16 protein-coding genes and 1 riboswitch are annotated in these 17,442 nt (G+C 40.2%); of the genes, 11 read left to right on the top strand and 5 right to left on the bottom strand.

Translation table 11 applies throughout. The annotated features are described in order from the left end of the window. Positions 1 to 443: 443 nt before the first annotated feature. The 3 genes from ACFQ19_RS10245 to ACFQ19_RS10255 all read left to right on the top strand — a co-directional run bounded on the left by ACFQ19_RS10245 (position 444) and on the right by ACFQ19_RS10255 (position 4,529). Positions 444 to 1,949 carry a BCCT family transporter gene (locus tag ACFQ19_RS10245; RefSeq protein ID WP_379591983.1) on the top strand — a complete coding sequence of 502 codons (1,506 nt, stop codon included), beginning with the start codon at positions 444 to 446 and terminating at the stop codon, positions 1,947 to 1,949. Between the two features lie 303 nt (positions 1,950 to 2,252). Continuing rightward, entirely contained in the window at positions 2,253 to 3,575 is a 1,323-nt protein-coding gene (locus ACFQ19_RS10250) for a hemolysin family protein (protein WP_379591984.1), read from the top strand. A 147-nt stretch (positions 3,576 to 3,722) separates the two neighbouring features. Beyond that, positions 3,723 to 4,529, top strand: coding sequence for a VLRF1 family aeRF1-type release factor (locus tag ACFQ19_RS10255; protein ID WP_379591985.1), 807 nt, complete (start codon positions 3,723 to 3,725; stop codon positions 4,527 to 4,529). A 162-nt stretch (positions 4,530 to 4,691) separates the two neighbouring features. Here ACFQ19_RS10255 and ACFQ19_RS10260 read toward each other — a convergent pair whose 3' ends face one another. From ACFQ19_RS10260 to ACFQ19_RS10275, 4 genes are all read right to left on the bottom strand, one after another. Continuing rightward, the gene (locus tag ACFQ19_RS10260; RefSeq protein WP_379591986.1) at positions 4,692 to 5,150 is read right to left on the bottom strand and encodes an SH3 domain-containing protein; all 459 of its coding nucleotides are present in this window, start codon (positions 5,148 to 5,150) and stop codon (positions 4,692 to 4,694) included. A 156-nt stretch (positions 5,151 to 5,306) separates the two neighbouring features. Further along, positions 5,307 to 5,720 carry a Fur family transcriptional regulator gene (locus ACFQ19_RS10265; protein ID WP_379591987.1) on the bottom strand — a complete coding sequence of 138 codons (414 nt, stop codon included), beginning with the start codon at positions 5,718 to 5,720 and terminating at the stop codon, positions 5,307 to 5,309. A 14-nt stretch (positions 5,721 to 5,734) separates the two neighbouring features. Continuing rightward, positions 5,735 to 6,559 carry a metal ABC transporter permease gene (locus ACFQ19_RS10270; RefSeq protein ID WP_379591988.1) on the bottom strand — a complete coding sequence of 275 codons (825 nt, stop codon included), beginning with the start codon at positions 6,557 to 6,559 and terminating at the stop codon, positions 5,735 to 5,737. 21 nt (positions 6,560 to 6,580) lie between these two features. Next, on the bottom strand, positions 6,581 to 7,330 hold the full coding sequence (locus ACFQ19_RS10275) for a metal ABC transporter ATP-binding protein (protein WP_379591989.1): 750 nt from the start codon (positions 7,328 to 7,330) through the stop codon (positions 6,581 to 6,583). Positions 7,331 to 7,926: 596 nt separating this feature from the next. Here ACFQ19_RS10275 and ACFQ19_RS10280 point away from each other — a divergent pair. From ACFQ19_RS10280 to ACFQ19_RS10290, 3 genes are all read left to right on the top strand, one after another. Beyond that, positions 7,927 to 10,320: a 3-hydroxyacyl-CoA dehydrogenase/enoyl-CoA hydratase family protein gene (locus ACFQ19_RS10280; RefSeq protein ID WP_379591990.1), complete on the top strand. Its 2,394-nt coding sequence runs from the start codon at positions 7,927 to 7,929 to the stop codon at positions 10,318 to 10,320. Between the two features lie 52 nt (positions 10,321 to 10,372). After that, a complete protein-coding gene (locus ACFQ19_RS10285) occupies positions 10,373 to 11,548 on the top strand; it encodes an acetyl-CoA C-acetyltransferase (RefSeq protein WP_379591991.1) in 1,176 nt (391 codons plus the stop codon). 111 nt (positions 11,549 to 11,659) lie between these two features. After that, positions 11,660 to 13,444, top strand: coding sequence for an acyl-CoA dehydrogenase family protein (locus ACFQ19_RS10290; protein WP_379591992.1), 1,785 nt, complete (start codon positions 11,660 to 11,662; stop codon positions 13,442 to 13,444). Between the two features lie 91 nt (positions 13,445 to 13,535). Here ACFQ19_RS10290 and ACFQ19_RS10295 read toward each other — a convergent pair whose 3' ends face one another. Further along, positions 13,536 to 14,333, bottom strand: a complete 798-nt coding sequence (locus ACFQ19_RS10295) for an ion transporter (protein WP_379591993.1) — start codon at positions 14,331 to 14,333, stop codon at positions 13,536 to 13,538. Between the two features lie 196 nt (positions 14,334 to 14,529). Between ACFQ19_RS10295 and ACFQ19_RS10300 the strand changes: the two genes are divergently transcribed. The 5 genes from ACFQ19_RS10300 (at position 14,530) to ACFQ19_RS10320 (ending at position 17,081) form a co-directional block, all read left to right on the top strand. Further along, positions 14,530 to 15,006: a DinB family protein gene (locus ACFQ19_RS10300; protein WP_379591994.1), complete on the top strand. Its 477-nt coding sequence runs from the start codon at positions 14,530 to 14,532 to the stop codon at positions 15,004 to 15,006. A gap of 16 nt (positions 15,007 to 15,022) precedes the next feature. Continuing rightward, on the top strand, positions 15,023 to 15,379 hold the full coding sequence (locus tag ACFQ19_RS10305) for an arsenate reductase family protein (protein WP_379591995.1): 357 nt from the start codon (positions 15,023 to 15,025) through the stop codon (positions 15,377 to 15,379). Between the two features lie 291 nt (positions 15,380 to 15,670). Beyond that, a complete protein-coding gene (gene gcvH, locus ACFQ19_RS10310) occupies positions 15,671 to 16,051 on the top strand; it encodes a glycine cleavage system protein GcvH (RefSeq protein ID WP_379591996.1) in 381 nt (126 codons plus the stop codon). 202 nt (positions 16,052 to 16,253) lie between these two features. Further along, on the top strand, positions 16,254 to 16,619 hold the full coding sequence (locus ACFQ19_RS10315; protein ID WP_379591997.1) for a toprim domain-containing protein: 366 nt from the start codon (positions 16,254 to 16,256) through the stop codon (positions 16,617 to 16,619). 141 nt (positions 16,620 to 16,760) lie between these two features. Beyond that, on the top strand, positions 16,761 to 17,081 hold the full coding sequence (locus tag ACFQ19_RS10320) for a thioredoxin family protein (protein WP_379591998.1): 321 nt from the start codon (positions 16,761 to 16,763) through the stop codon (positions 17,079 to 17,081). Between the two features lie 108 nt (positions 17,082 to 17,189). After that, a riboswitch (SAM riboswitch) is annotated at positions 17,190 to 17,289 on the top strand. Positions 17,290 to 17,442: the final 153 nt, after the last annotated feature.

Genomic DNA, 17,442 nt, shown 5'->3' on the forward strand with positions numbered 1-17,442 from the left:
CAAAGTCCTTACATGAAGAAGTCCTTCTTGTGAGGGCTTTTTTTATTGGAAAAAGTATGTAGCTATATAAATTGAATTAATAAACCTGTCTTTTGTGCTAAAAAATGAAGCCACTTATTTTAGAATTAAGCACCATAACTAGCGAAGGAAAAACACGGAGACTCCTATGGGAAAGCGTAGTGTGAAGACCCCGCAGAAAAAGCGGTCTTCTTTTTCGAGGAGGCTGAGGACAAGCCCATGGAAAGCGTAGTGTTTTTCCGTAGCGAGTGTCAGGAAGGAAAATATTAATTTCAAATTATATATTAGCGTTTATCTTCCCGAAAAACAACATACTCTTACAAGTTTTCCTTTTTTCGCAAATAACCTAGTTTACTATTACGGGTAATGGGAATAGTAATATATATCCCATTTTTGCAGCAAATAAACATAGAAAGGATGGATGCATGAAAAAAAAGAATAAAAGTTTTTTAAATCCGGTATTCTTTATATCAGCCTCGGTTGTTTTGGCGTTGGTTATTATCGGTGCTGTTAATCCAACCGGATTTCAAAGTGTAGCAACAACGTTATTTCGTTTTACAACACATAGTTTCGGATGGCTATATCTTATAGCTGTCTTTGCATTTGTTATATTTTTAATCGGGATATGCATTAGCCGGTATGGAAAGCTAAAGTTAGGCAGTAAAAACACCAAACCTGAATTTGGTTTTTTCCCTTGGATTGGTATGCTGTTTTCTACAGGTTTCGGATCTGGTCTTGTGTTTTGGGGAGTAGCTGAACCAATGAGTCACTTTTTTGATACTCCTTTTCCAGATTTGGAACCGCAAACAGAAGAAGCTGCAAGAGTAGCTATGGGATATGCTTTCTTTAACTGGGGCATCAGTCAATGGGCTGTTTTTGCACTAGTTGGACTTGTTATTGCCTATTTGCAATTTCGAAAGGGAAAAGATGGTTTAATTTCGACAGCTGTTAAACCTGTTGTCGGGAAAAACCCAGTAACAATGAATTCTATTAACTCACTTGCGGTCATTGCTACTGTTATGGGAGTAGCTACTTCACTAGGATTGGGAATTATGCAAATGAGCGGTGGTTTATCCTCTGTCTTTGGTTTGCCTGACGGTGTCTGGATGCAAATTTCCATAGCGTTAGCGATGCTGCTTGTTTATCTGCTCTCTTCTGTCAGTGGTTTAAATCGCGGGATGAAATGGCTAAGTTCGATTAATTTATCTTTTTGTCTAATCCTGCTCGTGTTTGTATTCATAACAGGACCGACTGTGTTTATCTTAGAATCATTTGTTTTAGGTTTAGGAGATTACTTAACTAACTTTGTAGAATATAGTTTGCGCTTAACTCCGTATACAGGAGATGATTGGGTGGTGGACTGGACTATTTTCTACTGGGCGTGGGCAATATCGTGGTCACCATTTGTTGGTGCATTTGTAGCTCGTGTATCCCGAGGGCGCACCATACGTCAGTATATTTTTGGCGTACTTGTAGCATCACCTGCTATTGCTTGTGTATGGATTGCAGTTTTTGGGGGAACTGGCTTATATAGTGATTTAAGAAACGGAACAATGATTGCGGAAGCGGTGGATCATGATTTAGCTGTAGCATTATTCGAGACATTCGGTACTTTGCCGTTAAGCACCATTACTTCACTTATGGCAATTGTTCTGATTTTCACATTTCTTGTGACCTCAGCAGACTCTGCAACATATATTTTAGGGAGCATGACGTCCAAGGGGAGTCTGAACCCGGCGTTGATTACAAAGTTTATATGGGGCGGTTTGATTACTGCTATTGCTGTTGTATTATTAGTTGCCGGAGGATTAGAAGCATTACAGACAGCCTCTCTTACATCCGCGTTGCCGTTTGTGATTATTATTATAATTCTGATGATTTCTTTTATAAAAATATTGAAAAAGGAAGAAAAAGACAAGATAAAAAATTAATGATACTAATGAATAAACAAGCTTGCTGTTATAGAAACAGCGGCTTGTTTATTTGTTGTTATTTCCCGCGCCATTTTCAAAGTCAAGTAGACATATTATACCTTTATCCATTATAATGTAGAGTAAGAGAGAGGGTGATTTGATGGGAAGGTAATATGGCATTTTCAATTTAATCATACTGCAGCGATATCCATTGATCCTGCTCATTTGGATCATCTGCGTGTGGAAAAAGCTTATCATATGATTTCATTTTTATAATTTCAGGAGGTGAAATCCTTGTGCGAATTTGCGCAAGGATCTTAATTGGACATATCGATTACAATTAATTTACTTGCGGTTGCTGCTTTAATCGCTTTAACCGCTTTTTTTGTTATGTCAGAGTTTGCTATCGTGAAAATCCGAAGCACACAGCTGGAGCCGCATGTCGCAGCCGGAAAAAAATCGGCTGGCATGGCAAAAAATATTGTTACGCATCTGGATGAGTATCTATCTGCCTGCCAACTGGGGATTACCATTACCGCACTTGGTATCGGGCGTTTAGCAGAGCCGACTTTTGAAAGGATGCTGCATCCCATTTTGGAAACAGTGAATTTGGGAGCGGGATTTGTGACGACGCTTTCCATCATTATTTCCATTCTTATTGCTACATTCTTGCATGTTGTTATTGGAGAACTTGCTCCTAAAACATTAGCCATTCAAAAAGCTGAAAAGGTCACGTTAGTGGTAGCAATGCCTTTAACGTGGTTTTATAGGCTTATGTTTCCGTTTATTTGGTTTTTAAACGGGGCTGCAAGGTTGTTAACGAAAGCAATCGGTTTAAAATCCATGAGCGGACATGAAGAAACGCACACGGAAGAGGAGTTGCGTTTAATTTTAGCTGACAGCTATAAAAGCGGTGAAATCAATCAATCTGAAATGATGTATGTAAATAATATCTTTGATTTTGATGAACGGGTAGCGAGAGAAATTATGACGCCGAGAACGGATATGATCTACTTTTCTCTGGAGGATAGTTTTGAGGAAAATATGGAGATTATTCGTGAAGGGCAGTTTACGCGTTATCCTGTTGCCGATGAAGATAAGGATAATATTGTCGGACTGGTGAATTTAAAAGAAGTGTTTACTGGGAAATTAAATAATGATGAACCTTCGACCATTGAAGATTATATCCGGCCTATTATCCATATATCCGAAGCAACACCTATCCGTCAACTTCTTTTGAGGATGCAAAAAGACCGTATTCACATGGCTATTGTGAATGATGAATATGGCGGTACGGCAGGGCTGGTTACTGTTGAGGATATCTTGGAGGAAATTGTCGGGGATATCCGGGATGAGTTTGACGAAGATGAAGTACCTGATTTTGAAACGGTCGATGACACAACTTATCTGGTAGCTGGTCGGGTCAGCTTGGACGATATTAACCAAAAATTAGATATCCATTTGGAAGATGATGAGGTAGATACTATCGGAGGCTGGTTCTTCACGCATAATCTGGAAGCTGATGTAGGAACCGTGATGGAATTTGAAGGATATACATTTACGCTTGCAGAAAAAGATGGCTATCAAATAAAAAGGGTAAAAATCACGAAAAGTGCATCGGAAGAACAAGCTGAACAAGAATAAATAGCAATAAAAAAAGGGAAGCGGATGGATACCTCTTTCCTTTTTTATGTAAAAAACACCTGTGGCAGTGATTTAGCGCTGAGAAAGTTTAATCTTCTTTGATTTCGGTTACATATGAAATATATATCTATTTGGAGGAGGCTTACCATGGAAGATCTGCAAAATGTTGTCAAAGATTTGAAGAATGTAAGAGGAACCGGAGCCAATAAGATATTTACAATGTATTTGAATACGGATTTAAGTGATCCGGAACAGCAAAGTGGAGAGTGGAAAATTCACTTGAAAAACGGATTAAATAATTTTGAGCATTACTTAAGAGAAGCTGATGATCAAGAAGAATTAAAAAATTTCCAAAAAGTAAAGAAGTATGTTAAAGATTATATGGCTGAAATAGGGAGAAATCTCAGACGCGGGGTTATTATTATTGCTTCTGCCGATGGGGAAGTATGGTTTGCTGAACGTGTCCAGATGAAGGTGGAAAATGAATTTCAATGGGAAGAGATACCTGAGCTGGCGCAATTGAAAACGCTATCCGAAAAATATCCGAAGACAGGTATTATCCTTGTACAACAAAACCAGGTAAAATTAATTGATACGAATTTAAATCAAGTAAGAGATACAGCAGAATATGAATTAGATGTAGAAGAAGACACCTGGAAAATAAAACAAGGTCCCCGTCAACCAAGGTCCACAACAGGGCTTGGTTCTGGCAATTTACAAAAAGAATTGTTTAATGCCCGTTATAAAGCGAACCAGTATCGCTGGTATAAAAGTGTTGCGCCAAAGCTGGATAAGCAGGCAAAAGATCGGGAGTGGAAGCGGATTTTTATAGTCGGTGAATCACCTGCTTCCAAAACCTTGGAAACGGAAATGAACAAAGAAGTGGAAGAGGTCATCTTAAAGAATATGCTGGATCATGAAGAAAGTAAGGTACTAGACACGGTGCTGGATTAAACGGAAAAATGTTCGTTCCCTTATGAAAAAATCTTCAAAAACCGAACTGTTTTCCCCCCTTTCATCAAATATGAGCAGGGAAAACAGTTCGGTTTTTCTGTGAAGGTATAAAATATAAATGATATCTGCTATTTCTTGCATCATAGGTAGGTATCTGTCTTATTAGTCAACGGGTTCCAAGTAACCGGCATTTACGTAACCGGTGACGTCGTCAAAAGCGACCTCAATCCATTCATACTCATCTTGTTCCCCGATAACTTGAACAACATCATCTGTAGTCAGTGTGGCTACAACCTCACTGTCTGCACTGGGGCTGCTGCGGATATTTAATTGCTCCGCTGTCACCTGATGATCCTCTTCGTCGTCACTCTCTGTCTCTTCTTCAGAGGCCTCCGCTTCATCTCCCGCATCTTCCTCCGATTCAGAAGTATCTGTCGTATCTATGTCCGTATCTGTCTCCTCTGTTTCTTCATCGCTTTCTGTCGTGCTGACGTCTGCTGTTTCATTTTGAAAATCAAAATCCGGATTGTTAAATTGTCGTTGCATAATCAAAACAAACGCAATAAATACGACTCCTGCGATGAATAATAACAATAATCGAAATTTACTACTTTTACGCATACTACTCTGCTCCTAATATAATTGTTCTAAAAGTAGTATACAAAACTTTTGGGGATAAAGAAATAGGAATGTCGAAAAAAGTTTGTTAAAAGATAAGAAAAACGACGGAGCCGCTCATTTTTTAGCGAAACCATCGTTTTTCTCAAAAATTATTTCTTAAGCATGAACACAGGCAGGGCATTTACCATAAATCTCGAATTTATGATCATCTATTTCATAATCTTTAAGTTCAGAAGAAGCCGTGTCCATGGGGCAGACTTCAATTTCTTTTGTCTTGCCGCAGTCAGTGCAGATAAAATGGTGATGATGATGATGGCTGCAGCTTAGCCGGAAGTTTTTTTCCCCTTCCAGGTCTGTTTTTTCTAATATCCCTAAATCATTATACAAGTGCAGGTTACGATAAATGGTATCGAAACTGACTGCACCGTCTTTTTTTTCGAGATGGGCAATCAAATCTTTGGCAGAACGGTATCCATCTTCGGAAGAAAAGAATTCCAGGATGTCTTTCCGTTTTCCAGTTGTTTTATATCCTTTTTCTTTTAATACAGCAATTGCTTCTTGAAGATTCATATAAAAACCTCCGTTTATTTTCGTAGCTTTTTCAATCCAATCGCGATGAACAGAAGAACGAGCGATGTCATAACAATGGTTCCTCCTGGCGGGATATCTAAATAATAACCCGAGATAATCCCGAATACAACCGCAATCTCGCCAAAAAGAATGGAAAGAAAAATCATTTGTTTAAAACCTTTCGCCAAGCGCATACTTGCTGCAACTGGTAAAGTCATCAGTGCAGAAACCAGTAATACCCCGACAATCCGGATAGAAGCTGCGATGACAAGCGCAGTCAAAACGATAAACAGCATATTGATCCATTTGACATGCAATCCGGCAATGGTAGCTTGTTCTTCATCAAAGGACATCGTAAATAATTCTTTAAAGAAGAGCCAGATAACACAGAGAACAAAAACTGCAACGCCGGAAATAACATAAAAATCATTGGCTGTGACGGCAGAGACAGATCCAAATAAATAGTTGAACAAGTCCGTGTTAAACCCATCTGCAACAGAAATGAAAATGACACTCAAACCGACACCGGCAGAAAGAATAATAGGTATCGAAATTTCCTGATAGGCTTTATAGACAGTACGCAGTTTTTCAATAAAAATAGAGCCTAGTACAGAGAAAACCATACCGCTGTATATGGGGGAGACGACCCATCCATATTTTTTTTCGGCCATCAAACCGAATGATATCCCGGCTAACGTAACGTGTGAGAGTGCATCAGCAATTAGTGATTGACGCCTCACAACGATAAAAGTGCCAAGTAGTGGTGCGATTATTCCTATTAAGATACCTGTTAAAAAAGTATATCTTAAAAAAGGGTACGTTATAAAGTCCAAAAGCATTGTCTTTCCTCCAACGATGAATTAATGCGTAACTAGGCTGACTGGATGACCGTAAATTTGAGAAAAATCTGCTTCTGTAAGAGATGCATATTCAGCTGGATTGCCGTGAAAATGCAAGCTTTTATTTAAACAAACGATATCAGTCGCATACTCAGTCATTGTGCCTGTATCATGTGTTACCAGTAATAATGTTTTTTTGAATTCTGTATTCAATTTATGAAGCAGTTCGTAAAATATCTTTACATTTTCATAGTCAATTCCGACAGTCGGTTCGTCCAGAATAATTAATTCAGGATCATTGACAAGCGCGCGTGCTATAAAAATTCGCTGCTGCTGACCGCCGGATAAGTTTCCGATATTTTGCTTCGTATATTCTGTCATGCCGACCTGGGCAATGGCATCATGAATTTTTTGTTTATCTTTCTTCCTTAAAAATTTCAAATAGCCAAGCTGGGCAGTGAGGCCGGAAGCAACTACTTCATAAACCGTTGCAGGAAAACCTTTATTAAAAGCCCCGGCTTTTTGAGAAACAAAACCGATTTTTTCTCTGTTTTTCAGCTTTTGAATAGGTTGTCCAAAAACCATTATTTCACCCGTTTCTGGTTTTTCAAGGCCAAGAATCAGCCGGATTAATGTGGTTTTACCGCCGCCATTTGGACCGACCAATCCCATAAAAGCACCTTTGGGAATTTCAAAATTTATATTATCTAACACTTTACGAGATTCATAATGGAAGTTAATCTCAGACATGGACACTACAGGTGTTGTCATCGTACTCCTCCATTCATATTAAATTGCAATCGAACATACTTCCTCGAGTACGTTATCTATCTTATCGCAAGGATGCGTTTTTGTAAATAGGAATGATTACGATATTTGAGATTGCTATAAAGAATGACGTATGAAAAGTTCAATTTTCGCATCTTATAATAAGCATATAAACCATGATGTTTCAGGGTGAATATGCTCTTTATTATCATGTTAAGTTTAATAATCCTTCTATTTTTGTAATAAGATGTGGTGTATAGCAACCGCTCCGGCCAAGCCCTTCGCTTTCCGACGTCCTGGGACTGCGGTTACCAATGTTGTCAGGTTAGTATAACCGCCGCAGCGGTCGCCTTACACTTTACCTTCCAACCATAACAGCTATATGGAAGGATGGTTGTTCTACCAGTCCTTCTTAAGACGTGACTGTAAGGAATACCTCTTTTTTGAAACCCTTTACAAAAATGTCGCTAAATATATTGCGGAATAATAAATAATCCGTTATAGTATAAGTAATATGAGATATGCAAATTGCCAATATCTTTATTTTTTGGCTTAAAAATGAATGAGTATTCATTCAAGAAAGGCTGGAGGATTGTGACATGACATATGCCATTAAACAAGTAGCTGTAATAGGTTCGGGAGTAATGGGTTCAGGTATTGCCGCACATTTGGCAAATGCGGGTATATCGGTAACAATGTTTGACCGAGTGCCGGATGCTTTAACAGACAAGGAAGAAAAAGCGGGGCTGACGCTAGAAGACAAACAGGTCAGGAATCGGATTGTCAGCGAAAGTAAAAAGAAGCTGCTGAAACAAACGCCGTCACCGATTACGTCTAAGAAAAGTTTAGAGCTGATTCGTACTGCTAATTTAGAGGATGATATAGCACTGTTATCCGAAGCGGATTGGATTGTTGAGGTCATCGTGGAACATCTGGGAGCGAAAAAAGAACTCTTTCAAAAGGTGGATTCCCATCGCAGGGAGGGAAGCCTTGTCAGTTCCAATACATCCGGTATTTCAGTGGAGGCTATGATTGCAGATACATCAGAAGATATGCAGGCGCATTTTTTAGGGACACACTTCTTTAATCCGCCGCGCTATCTGAAATTATTAGAAGTTATTCCGACAGAAAAAACAAAACCGGAAGTACTTTCCTTTATGAAAACGTTTGGCGAGAACGTGTTGGGGAAAGGTGTAGTCGAAGCGAAGGACACACCAAATTTTATAGCCAACAGAATAGGGACTTATGGCCTTCTGGTTACGGTACAGGAAATGGAGAAACAAGGACTTAGCGTCGGAGAAGTAGATTCGATTACCGGACCGCTTATCGGCAGACCTAAAAGTGCAACATTCCGCACGCTTGATGTCGTGGGAATTGATACATTCTATCACGTAGCGGACAATGTTTACCATCATGTATTTGATCCAAAAGAGAAAGAAGTGTTTACAGTACCGGATTTTATCAAACAGATGGTGGAAAAAGGCTGGGTTGGTGCGAAGAGCGGGAAAGGGTTTTACGAAAAGAAGAAGGATAAAAGCATTGTAGAAATAAATCCCAATACACTTGAATATCAGGAAAGAAAAAAATTAAAAACGGCTGCGACTGAATCTGCTAAACAGGAAAAAGGATTAAGCAGACAAATGAAAGCGCTTGTACATTCGGGAGAAGACAAAGCTTCTGCATTTATCTGGTCGATAATGAAGCCTGTGCTGCTATATGCTGCTGATTTAGTTGGAGAAATAGCCGATGATATTGTATCTATTGATGACGCGATGAAATGGGGGTTCGGCTGGGAATTAGGCCCATTTGAAACGTGGGACGCGATCGGGGTACGACATTCCGTGGAGCGTATGCAAGCAGAAGGGGAATCTGTGCCGAGCTGGGTACTGGATATACTGGAGGAAGGAAAGAAATCCTTTTATCAACAGCAAGAGGGAAATACGTACTTTTTCCATGCAAATGCCTACCAGCTAAAAGAAGTCAATCCGAAAGAAATCTCTCTGGCAGCGATCAAGGAGCAAAAGGGAGTTATTAAGAAAAATACGGGTGCCAGTTTGATAGATATAGGGGACGGTGTTGCTTTATTAGAATTTCATTCCAAAAGCAATGCAATCGGGCTGGATATTATCCAGATGATCAATGAATCTATAGAGGAAGTGAATACCAATTACAAAGGGCTTGTGATTGGTAATCAGGGAAAGAATTTTTGTGTCGGTGCTAACCTGGCCATGATGCTGATGGAAGCACAGGATGATAATATTTTTGAATTAGATCTGGTAGTCCGCCAGTTTCAAAATATGACGATGCATATTAAATATGCTGATAAACCGGTGGTTGTTGCGCCATTTAATATGACAGTAGGCGGCGGTGCGGAAGTGTCCTTGCCGGCTGCTGCGATTCAGGCTTCTCCGGAAACGTATATGGGTCTGGTTGAATTTGGCGTCGGTCTGATTCCCGGGGGAGGAGGCACAAAAGAGCTTTATTTAAAAGAATTACGCCATCTTCCTGAGGGAGTAAATGTTAATTTATCCAAAGTGGCCAATGATGTATTTGAAAAAGTAGCTATGGCAACAGTTTCGACCTCTGCCAGAGAAGCAATGGAAAACGGTTATCTGAATAAAAACGATCGTATCAGCAGGAATCCGGATCATGTGCTTTATGATGCGAAAAAGCGTGTATTAGCCTTATCTGATGCAGGCTATGAAAAACCTGCCAGGGAAAAAATTCCTGTTGTCGGAGAACCCGGCTATGCAGCGATGGTTATGGGCGCCAAATCATTATATTATGGCGGTTATGCTTCCGAACATGATTTGAAAATTGCTAAAAAATTAGCCTACGTCTTATCTGGTGGAAGAATTGAAGAAGGGGCAGAGATTGATGAACAGGTTATGCTTGATTTGGAAAGAGAGGCGTTCTTAAGCCTGATTGCAGAACCGCTGACACAGCAAAGAATGCAGCATATGCTTGTGAAAGGAAAGCCGTTGCGCAATTAATCTTTCAAAAAGATATGTCAAAAGGAACACGCATTTAAAGGAGGATACTTCCGTGAAAGAAGCAGTGATTGTAGCTGGTACAAGAACACCAGTAGGAAAAGCAAATAAAGGATCATTACGGAATGCCAGACCGGATGACTTGGCAGCGCTGACAATCAAGGAAACATTAAATAGGGCCGGCGGTTATCAGGGACAGATAGATGATGTGATTATTGGCTGTGCCATGCCGGAAGCAGAACAAGGGATGAACATGGCGCGGAATATTGCAGGCCTGGCCGGATTAAGCCATGATGTTCCGGGTATTACCATCAATCGTTACTGTGCTTCGGGATTACAAACGATTGCTTACGGCGCTGAACGGATTATGCTCGGTGCTGCAGATACGATTATTGCCGGCGGTGCCGAATCCATGACAATGATTCCGATGGGCGGGCATGTGATTAAACCTAATCCGAATTTGGTTGAAAATGCTCCGGAGTACTATATGAACATGGGACATACGGCCGAAGAAGTTGCCAATCGTTTTGATATTTCAAGAACGGATCAGGATGCTTTCGCAGTGCAAAGTCATGCGCGTGCTGCAAAGGCTATAGAGAATGGTTTGTTTAAAGATGAAATCGTTCCGGTAGAAGTCAAGGAGCGATTTGTAGGGGAGAACTATAAAATAGAAGAGCGTGCTTTTACTTTTGACATGGATGAGGGAGTCCGGGCAGGTACGAATATAGAAACACTCAGGTCCTTGCGACCGGCCTTCCATGTAAAAGGAAGTGTTACGGCCGGGAATGCTTCCCAAATGAGTGATGGAGCAGCTTCTGTTTTATTGATGGAAAAAGAGAAAGCAGAAGCGGAAGGGCTCACACCGATTTTAAAATTCCGTTCCTTCGCCGTAGCTGGTGTAGCACCGGAAATTATGGGTGTCGGTCCGGTAGAAGCGATTCCGAAAGCCGTGAAAATGGCAGGACTCGACTTAGCGGATATCGGGTTAATTGAATTGAATGAAGCTTTTGCATCGCAGGCACTCCGGGTGATTCAGGCATTGGATTTGGATGCAGATAAAGTGAATGTGAATGGCGGCGCGATTGCATTAGGACACCCGCTTGGTTGTACCGGAACCAAACTGACGGTCAGTTTAATGCATGAGATGAAGCGGAGAAATGAACAGTTTGGCATTGTAACGATGTGTATTGGCGGCGGTATGGGAGCTGCTGGTGTATTTGAACTTCTATAACAAGAAGTTAAAAAGATCCAATAAAATGACATGGCGAACTTCTGCGGCTTGGTCTTATTTATCGGATTTTTTGAACACGCACTATAATCTAATGGAAAAGGGGTAATGACGATGAGTGAAACAAAAGAGAAGTTATTGAAAGGCGGCGGATTTTTAGTAGAGGATATTGCGCCAGAAGACATCATTACACCAGAAGATTTTACAGATGAGCATAAAATGATTGCAAAAACCACAGAAAACTTTGTCGCGGGAGAAGTTATTCCGAAAATTGATAAGCTGGAAAATCAAGAATTTGAGCATTCCGTGGAGCTGCTGAAAAAAGCTGGCGATTTAGGTTTATTAGGAGCGGATATACCAGAAGCATATGGCGGTCTGGCATTAGATAAGATCAGTTCCTCTTTAATTGCAGAGAAACTGTCCCCTGCAGGCGGATTCTCGATCACACATGGTGCGCATGTCGGAATCGGATCGCTGCCGATTGTTTTCTTTGGAAATGATGCGCAAAAGGAAAAATATCTGCCTAAATTAGCAACAGGTGAACTGATTGCCGCTTATGCACTGACAGAGCCAAGCTCCGGTTCTGATGCACTCGGCGCAAAAGCCACTGCCAAATTAAACGACGCCGGCACCCATTATATTTTAAATGGCGAAAAGCAATGGATTACCAACTCCGCATTCGCGGATGTCTTCATTGTTTACGCTAAAATTGATGGCGAGCATTTCAGTGCCTTCATTGTAGAAAGAGAATATCCTGGTGTATCTACTGGCCCGGAAGAAAAGAAAATGGGAATCAAAAGCTCCTCTACCAGAACCTTGGTCTTAGAAGATGCGGAAGTACCGGTGGAAAATCTGCTTGGAGAAAAAGGACGGGGGCATATCATTGCTTTTAACATTTTAAATGTCGGCCGTTATAAACTGGCTGTCGGAGGTATCGGAGCTTCTAAGCGCACCTTGGAATTAGCTGCAAAATATGCAAATGAGCGCAAACAGTTTCAAACACCGATTTCCAGCTTCTCGCTCACGCAGGAAAAGTTAGCAACGATTGCTGCCAAACTTTATGCCAATGAAAGTGCGGTCTATCGTATCGTAGGGTTATTTGAACAGCGAATGGGCGCCTTAACGGATGAACAATTGGAAGATGGACGTGAAGTGGCCAGAGCAATTGCAGAGTATCAAATAGAATGTTCGATGTCGAAATTTAGTGTTTCCGAATTACTGGATTATGCAGTAGATGAGGCTGTACAGCTGCATGGCGGCTATGGTTTTATGCAAGAATATGAAGTTGAACGGATTTATCGCGATTCGCGAATTAATCGCATTTTTGAAGGAACCAATGAAATTAACCGCCTATTAGTGCCGGGAACATTATTGAAAAAAGCAATGAAGGGCGAATTGCCACTATTGGAAAAGGCACAAGGGCTGCAAGAAGAGTTAATGATGATGATGCCAGAGGAAATAGGAACGGAAGCATTAGATCAAGAAAAGCATTTATTAAAGAATGCGAAAAAGTTAATTTTGCTGGGGGCAGGCTTAGCAGCACAAAAATATGGTAAAAAAGTAGAAGCGGAACAAGAAATTCTTGTGAAGTTAGCGGATATGACAGCGGAAGTATTTAACATGGAATCAGCCATTCTCCGGACAGAAAAAGCTATTGCCAAGGACGGACTGGAAAAGGCACAGCAGAAATTATTATATACAGAAGTCTACGCGCAGGAAGCATTCAACCGAATGGAAGCAGCTGCAAAAGAAATATTGATTACTGTAGAAGAAGGAGATAATCTGCGCGTGATGTTGTCCTCCTTGCGTAAGTTAACCAGGCATACATCGATTAATGTGGTTAAAAAGAAACGGGAAATGGCTGTGAAAGTTATCGAAGAAGAAAAATATATCGTGTGATAAAAGATAGATGGTCAAAAAGAGGCTTAGGCGGCCTCTTTTTGACTGCTCTGGGAATCGTAATTTTGTTTTTTATAGAATACAGCTTACGTTATTTCTCTGATCTTTCGTTTAATAATGCTTTGATTTCTTTCAATTCTTTATCCATTTCTTCCAGTTTCCGGTCAGTTGGAGACGGTTCCTCTTCCCGGTTGGCTTCTTCTACATTATTGACAATAACCCCGACAAATAAATTCACGATAACAAACGCTCCGATTAGAATAAAGGTTACAAAATACCACCAATAGGAGGGGTCTTGTTCTAAAATAGGATACATCACATTGCTCGCCCATGAATCTAATGTAATTATCTGAAACAGCGTAAGCATGGTGCGATGTAAAGAGCCGAAGTATTCTGGTGAAATGGAAGCAAAAAGTGTCGTTCCAATAACTGCATAGACATAGAAGAATAGCCCTAATAGAATCATGATCGTCCCCATGGAAGGAATGGTCAGCAGTAATGCATTCACTATCTTCCTTAAAGACGGGATGATCGAAATAGCCCTTAATACACGAAGGACTCTTAAGATACGTAATACTGTGATGTAACTGGAGCCGATAAATACGATGCTTCCCAATACAATAACGAAATCAAACACATTCCACGGGCGCTTGAAAAAGGAAATAAGCGAGGGGCTCCCTATTAATCTAATAATGATTTCAATTGTAAATATAATTAATAATAACGCATCTATCCAATAGACAGCAGAAGCAAAATTATTGTAGACTGCAGGGTATGTTTCTGCACCTACAATAATCGCATTGAAGATAATCAATCCGATAATGGTATTGGTAAATATTTTATTTTCCGTAATTGCAGCACATTTTGCTTGGATAGATTTCTTGAGCATGATATGTATTTCCTTTCTCTTCTGCATCCATGAATTATATGTCTTATTTCCCAATTATTATTGTACGAAGACTTTTTTGTTTTGTCATTTCTGACAGTCTTCCTGTACGCAATAAATCAATTCAATATATTGGATTAAAGCGGAAGTTTCGTGATACGCTAGTAAAAAGAAATGAATATTTCAGGGAGGGACAAGCATGTATAGAAATTTAAATGACTTTTTAACCGAATGGACACAGTCTGCGGACAGTACAAAAGCGGTATTAAACGCTTTGGAAGATGATAAACTGGATCAGTCCATTGTAGAGGGACATAATAGCCTCGGCTGGCTCGGCTGGCATTTGGTGAATACACCTGTTTTCTTTATGAGCTTAGTCGGCGTGGATCTAGAATCCCCTTACGATCCGGACAATGTTCCAACCAAAGCAAGTGATATTGTGGAAGCTTATGAAGATATATCCAACCGTTTGGTAGAGAAATCGAAAGAAGTACTTTCTGATGAGGCGCTGGTGAATGATCTGGTTGACTTTGGCGGATCTGCACCAAAAGGAAATGTGTTACGTATGTTAGTCAGCCATCAAATTCACCATCGCGGTCAAATGACTGTTCTGCTTAGACAAGCTGGATTAGAGGTGCCAGGTGTTATGGGACCGACAAAAGAGGATCAACAATAGAATTGGAGGAGAACCCATGACATTATCTTTTTATTGGTACCCGAAATGCGGTACTTGCCGAAAAGCAAAACAATGGCTGGATGAGAATCAAATCGATTATCAGGCCATTTCGATTGTAGATGACCCTCCAAGTGCGAACCAGCTGTTATCTTGGATGGAGAAAAGTGATTTGCCGCCTAAGAAGTTCTTTAACACAAGCGGTAAAAAATATCGTGAATTGAATTTAAAAGAAAGAATAAATGATTTATCTCCTCAGGAAATGGCAGATATTTTAGCTTCTGACGGCATGCTTATTAAAAGACCAGTCTTGACTGACGGTAGTAAAGTGACTGTCGGGTTTAATGAAGAGACTTATGAATCTTTCTGGAAATAGTGCTAGAAGAAGTTTAAAAAGTCCAATAAAAATGACACGGCGAATTTCTGCGTTGACTGGATTTTTTCCGATGCTCACGTATTTTAAAGCATAGAGGAACTTCTACTAAGAACGCCCACGTCCTGTGGGCAACGTAGAAGTCACCGCAACACGCGAGAAGTCCGTTCGGAAAAATCCAGTCGCCTGGAACTGCTTGGTCCTATTTATCGGACTTTTTGAACATACACTAGAAATAAAGCCGGCTTCCATGTATAGTTGAAGGGAAAAGAAGAATGGTTGGAGGGATACGAAATGAGCTTGCCAAATGATTACTTGTATTCAAAAGAGCACGAATGGGTAAAAAAAGAAAATGGTAACGTCCGTATCGGGATTACAGCATTTGCACAAGATGAGCTTGGCGATATTGTCTTTGTTGAATTACCGGAAGTCGGCGATTCTTTAGAACTGGATGAGCCATTTGGAAGTGTGGAGTCTGTTAAAACGGTGTCTGAATTGTATGCTCCAGTAAGCGGAAAAGTGGTAGAAGTTAATGAAGAACTGGAAGACAGCCCGGAGCTCGTCAATGAATCGCCGCATGAAAAAGCCTGGATGGTCGTTGTTGAAGTTGGGAACGAAAACGAATTAGATGAATTATTAGATGCGGAAGCATACCGTGCATTTACAGAAGGATAATATAATCATATTGCACCTATTTTAGAAGTGATGGAAATAACAGGACAGATTCCTGCGTATTTCAAAAAAGGCTCTAAAAAACGGTGAAAAAAGAGCTGACTTTCCACATTCGTGTATAGTTAGCTCTTTTCTTTTCATATACTATATAAAAAGCATGGTAGAGAATGTTCAACCTATTTGCTACGATAAGGAGTGCAAAACGATGATGGAAGATGATTACAATAAAGTCATAATCGTTGAAGGGTTATCTGATAAAAAGCATCTTGAAAAAATTCTTGACGATAATACCATCACCATTGTTTGTACAAATGGAACCATTGGCGTAGAGAAGTTTGAAGAACTGTTAGAATATTATCATTTAGATGATACAGAAGTATTTATTCTGGTGGACGAAGATGAATCCGGAATAAAACTCCGAAAACAGCTGGCGGGGGAACTTCCGCATGCAGAACATATTTATGTAAGCAGCGAATTCCGTGAAGTTGCCGCCACTCCCAAGAAAATGCTGGCCAGCATCCTGGCAGGAAAGCGAATTGGAATAGATCTCAATTGCCTTGCCAAATGGTAGCATACACGTTAAGATGGGAACGAATTTATTCATCGGAAAAAAGATGGAATATGAAGAAGGTGGTTACTTTTTTATTTAAAAAGCTGCCCTTTTTAAAAGCGTATAGCATTTGCTGAAAACGAAGGATCGAGGAGAATAAACTTGAAACATTTTAATGAAGCAAACATGAACCATCATCGGCTCATATTATATATTTATACTCCATTTTGCGGGACATGTAGTGTTGCGCGTTCCATGCTGGAAAACGTAGAAAGATTGCATCAGGAAGATATTTTTACGGAGATGAATGCTTCGGTGCATCCTGCATTTATGCAGGATCATCAAATTGAGAGCGTACCGTGTCTTGCTTTTATGGAAGACGGGGAAATCGTGGAGAAAGTGTACACTTTTCATTCAACAGCAAATATTTATCAGTATTTGATGAAGTATAAAGCCGAATTGTTCCAAGCGATAAATAACTAAACATGTGAAAAAAAGAAATAGGTTTAATTCCAAGTGGTCAACTACGGATTTAGTTGACAAAAATACAAATGACGTGCTACGATAGCAACACTATCCTAAAAAAGAAAACTCTTATCAAGAGCGGTGGAGGGACTGGCCCGTAGAAACCGCGGCAACCTTCAATCATTGGAAAGGTGCCAACTCCTGCGAGCATTTGTACAGATAAGAGAACAACAGACGATACAACGTATATTTAAGCGTCTTTCTGTTCTCTTGCAGAAAGGCGTTTTTTCATTGATTTGTATAAAGTGAAACTTTTTTCAACTGGGGATTCACCCCCTGCTGAAAGTTAGTTGAACGAATCGGGCTGTTACTGGCTGTT

It is taken from the genome of Oceanobacillus locisalsi (assembly GCF_042675985.1).
Lineage (GTDB): Bacteria > Bacillota > Bacilli > Bacillales > Amphibacillaceae > Oceanobacillus > Oceanobacillus locisalsi.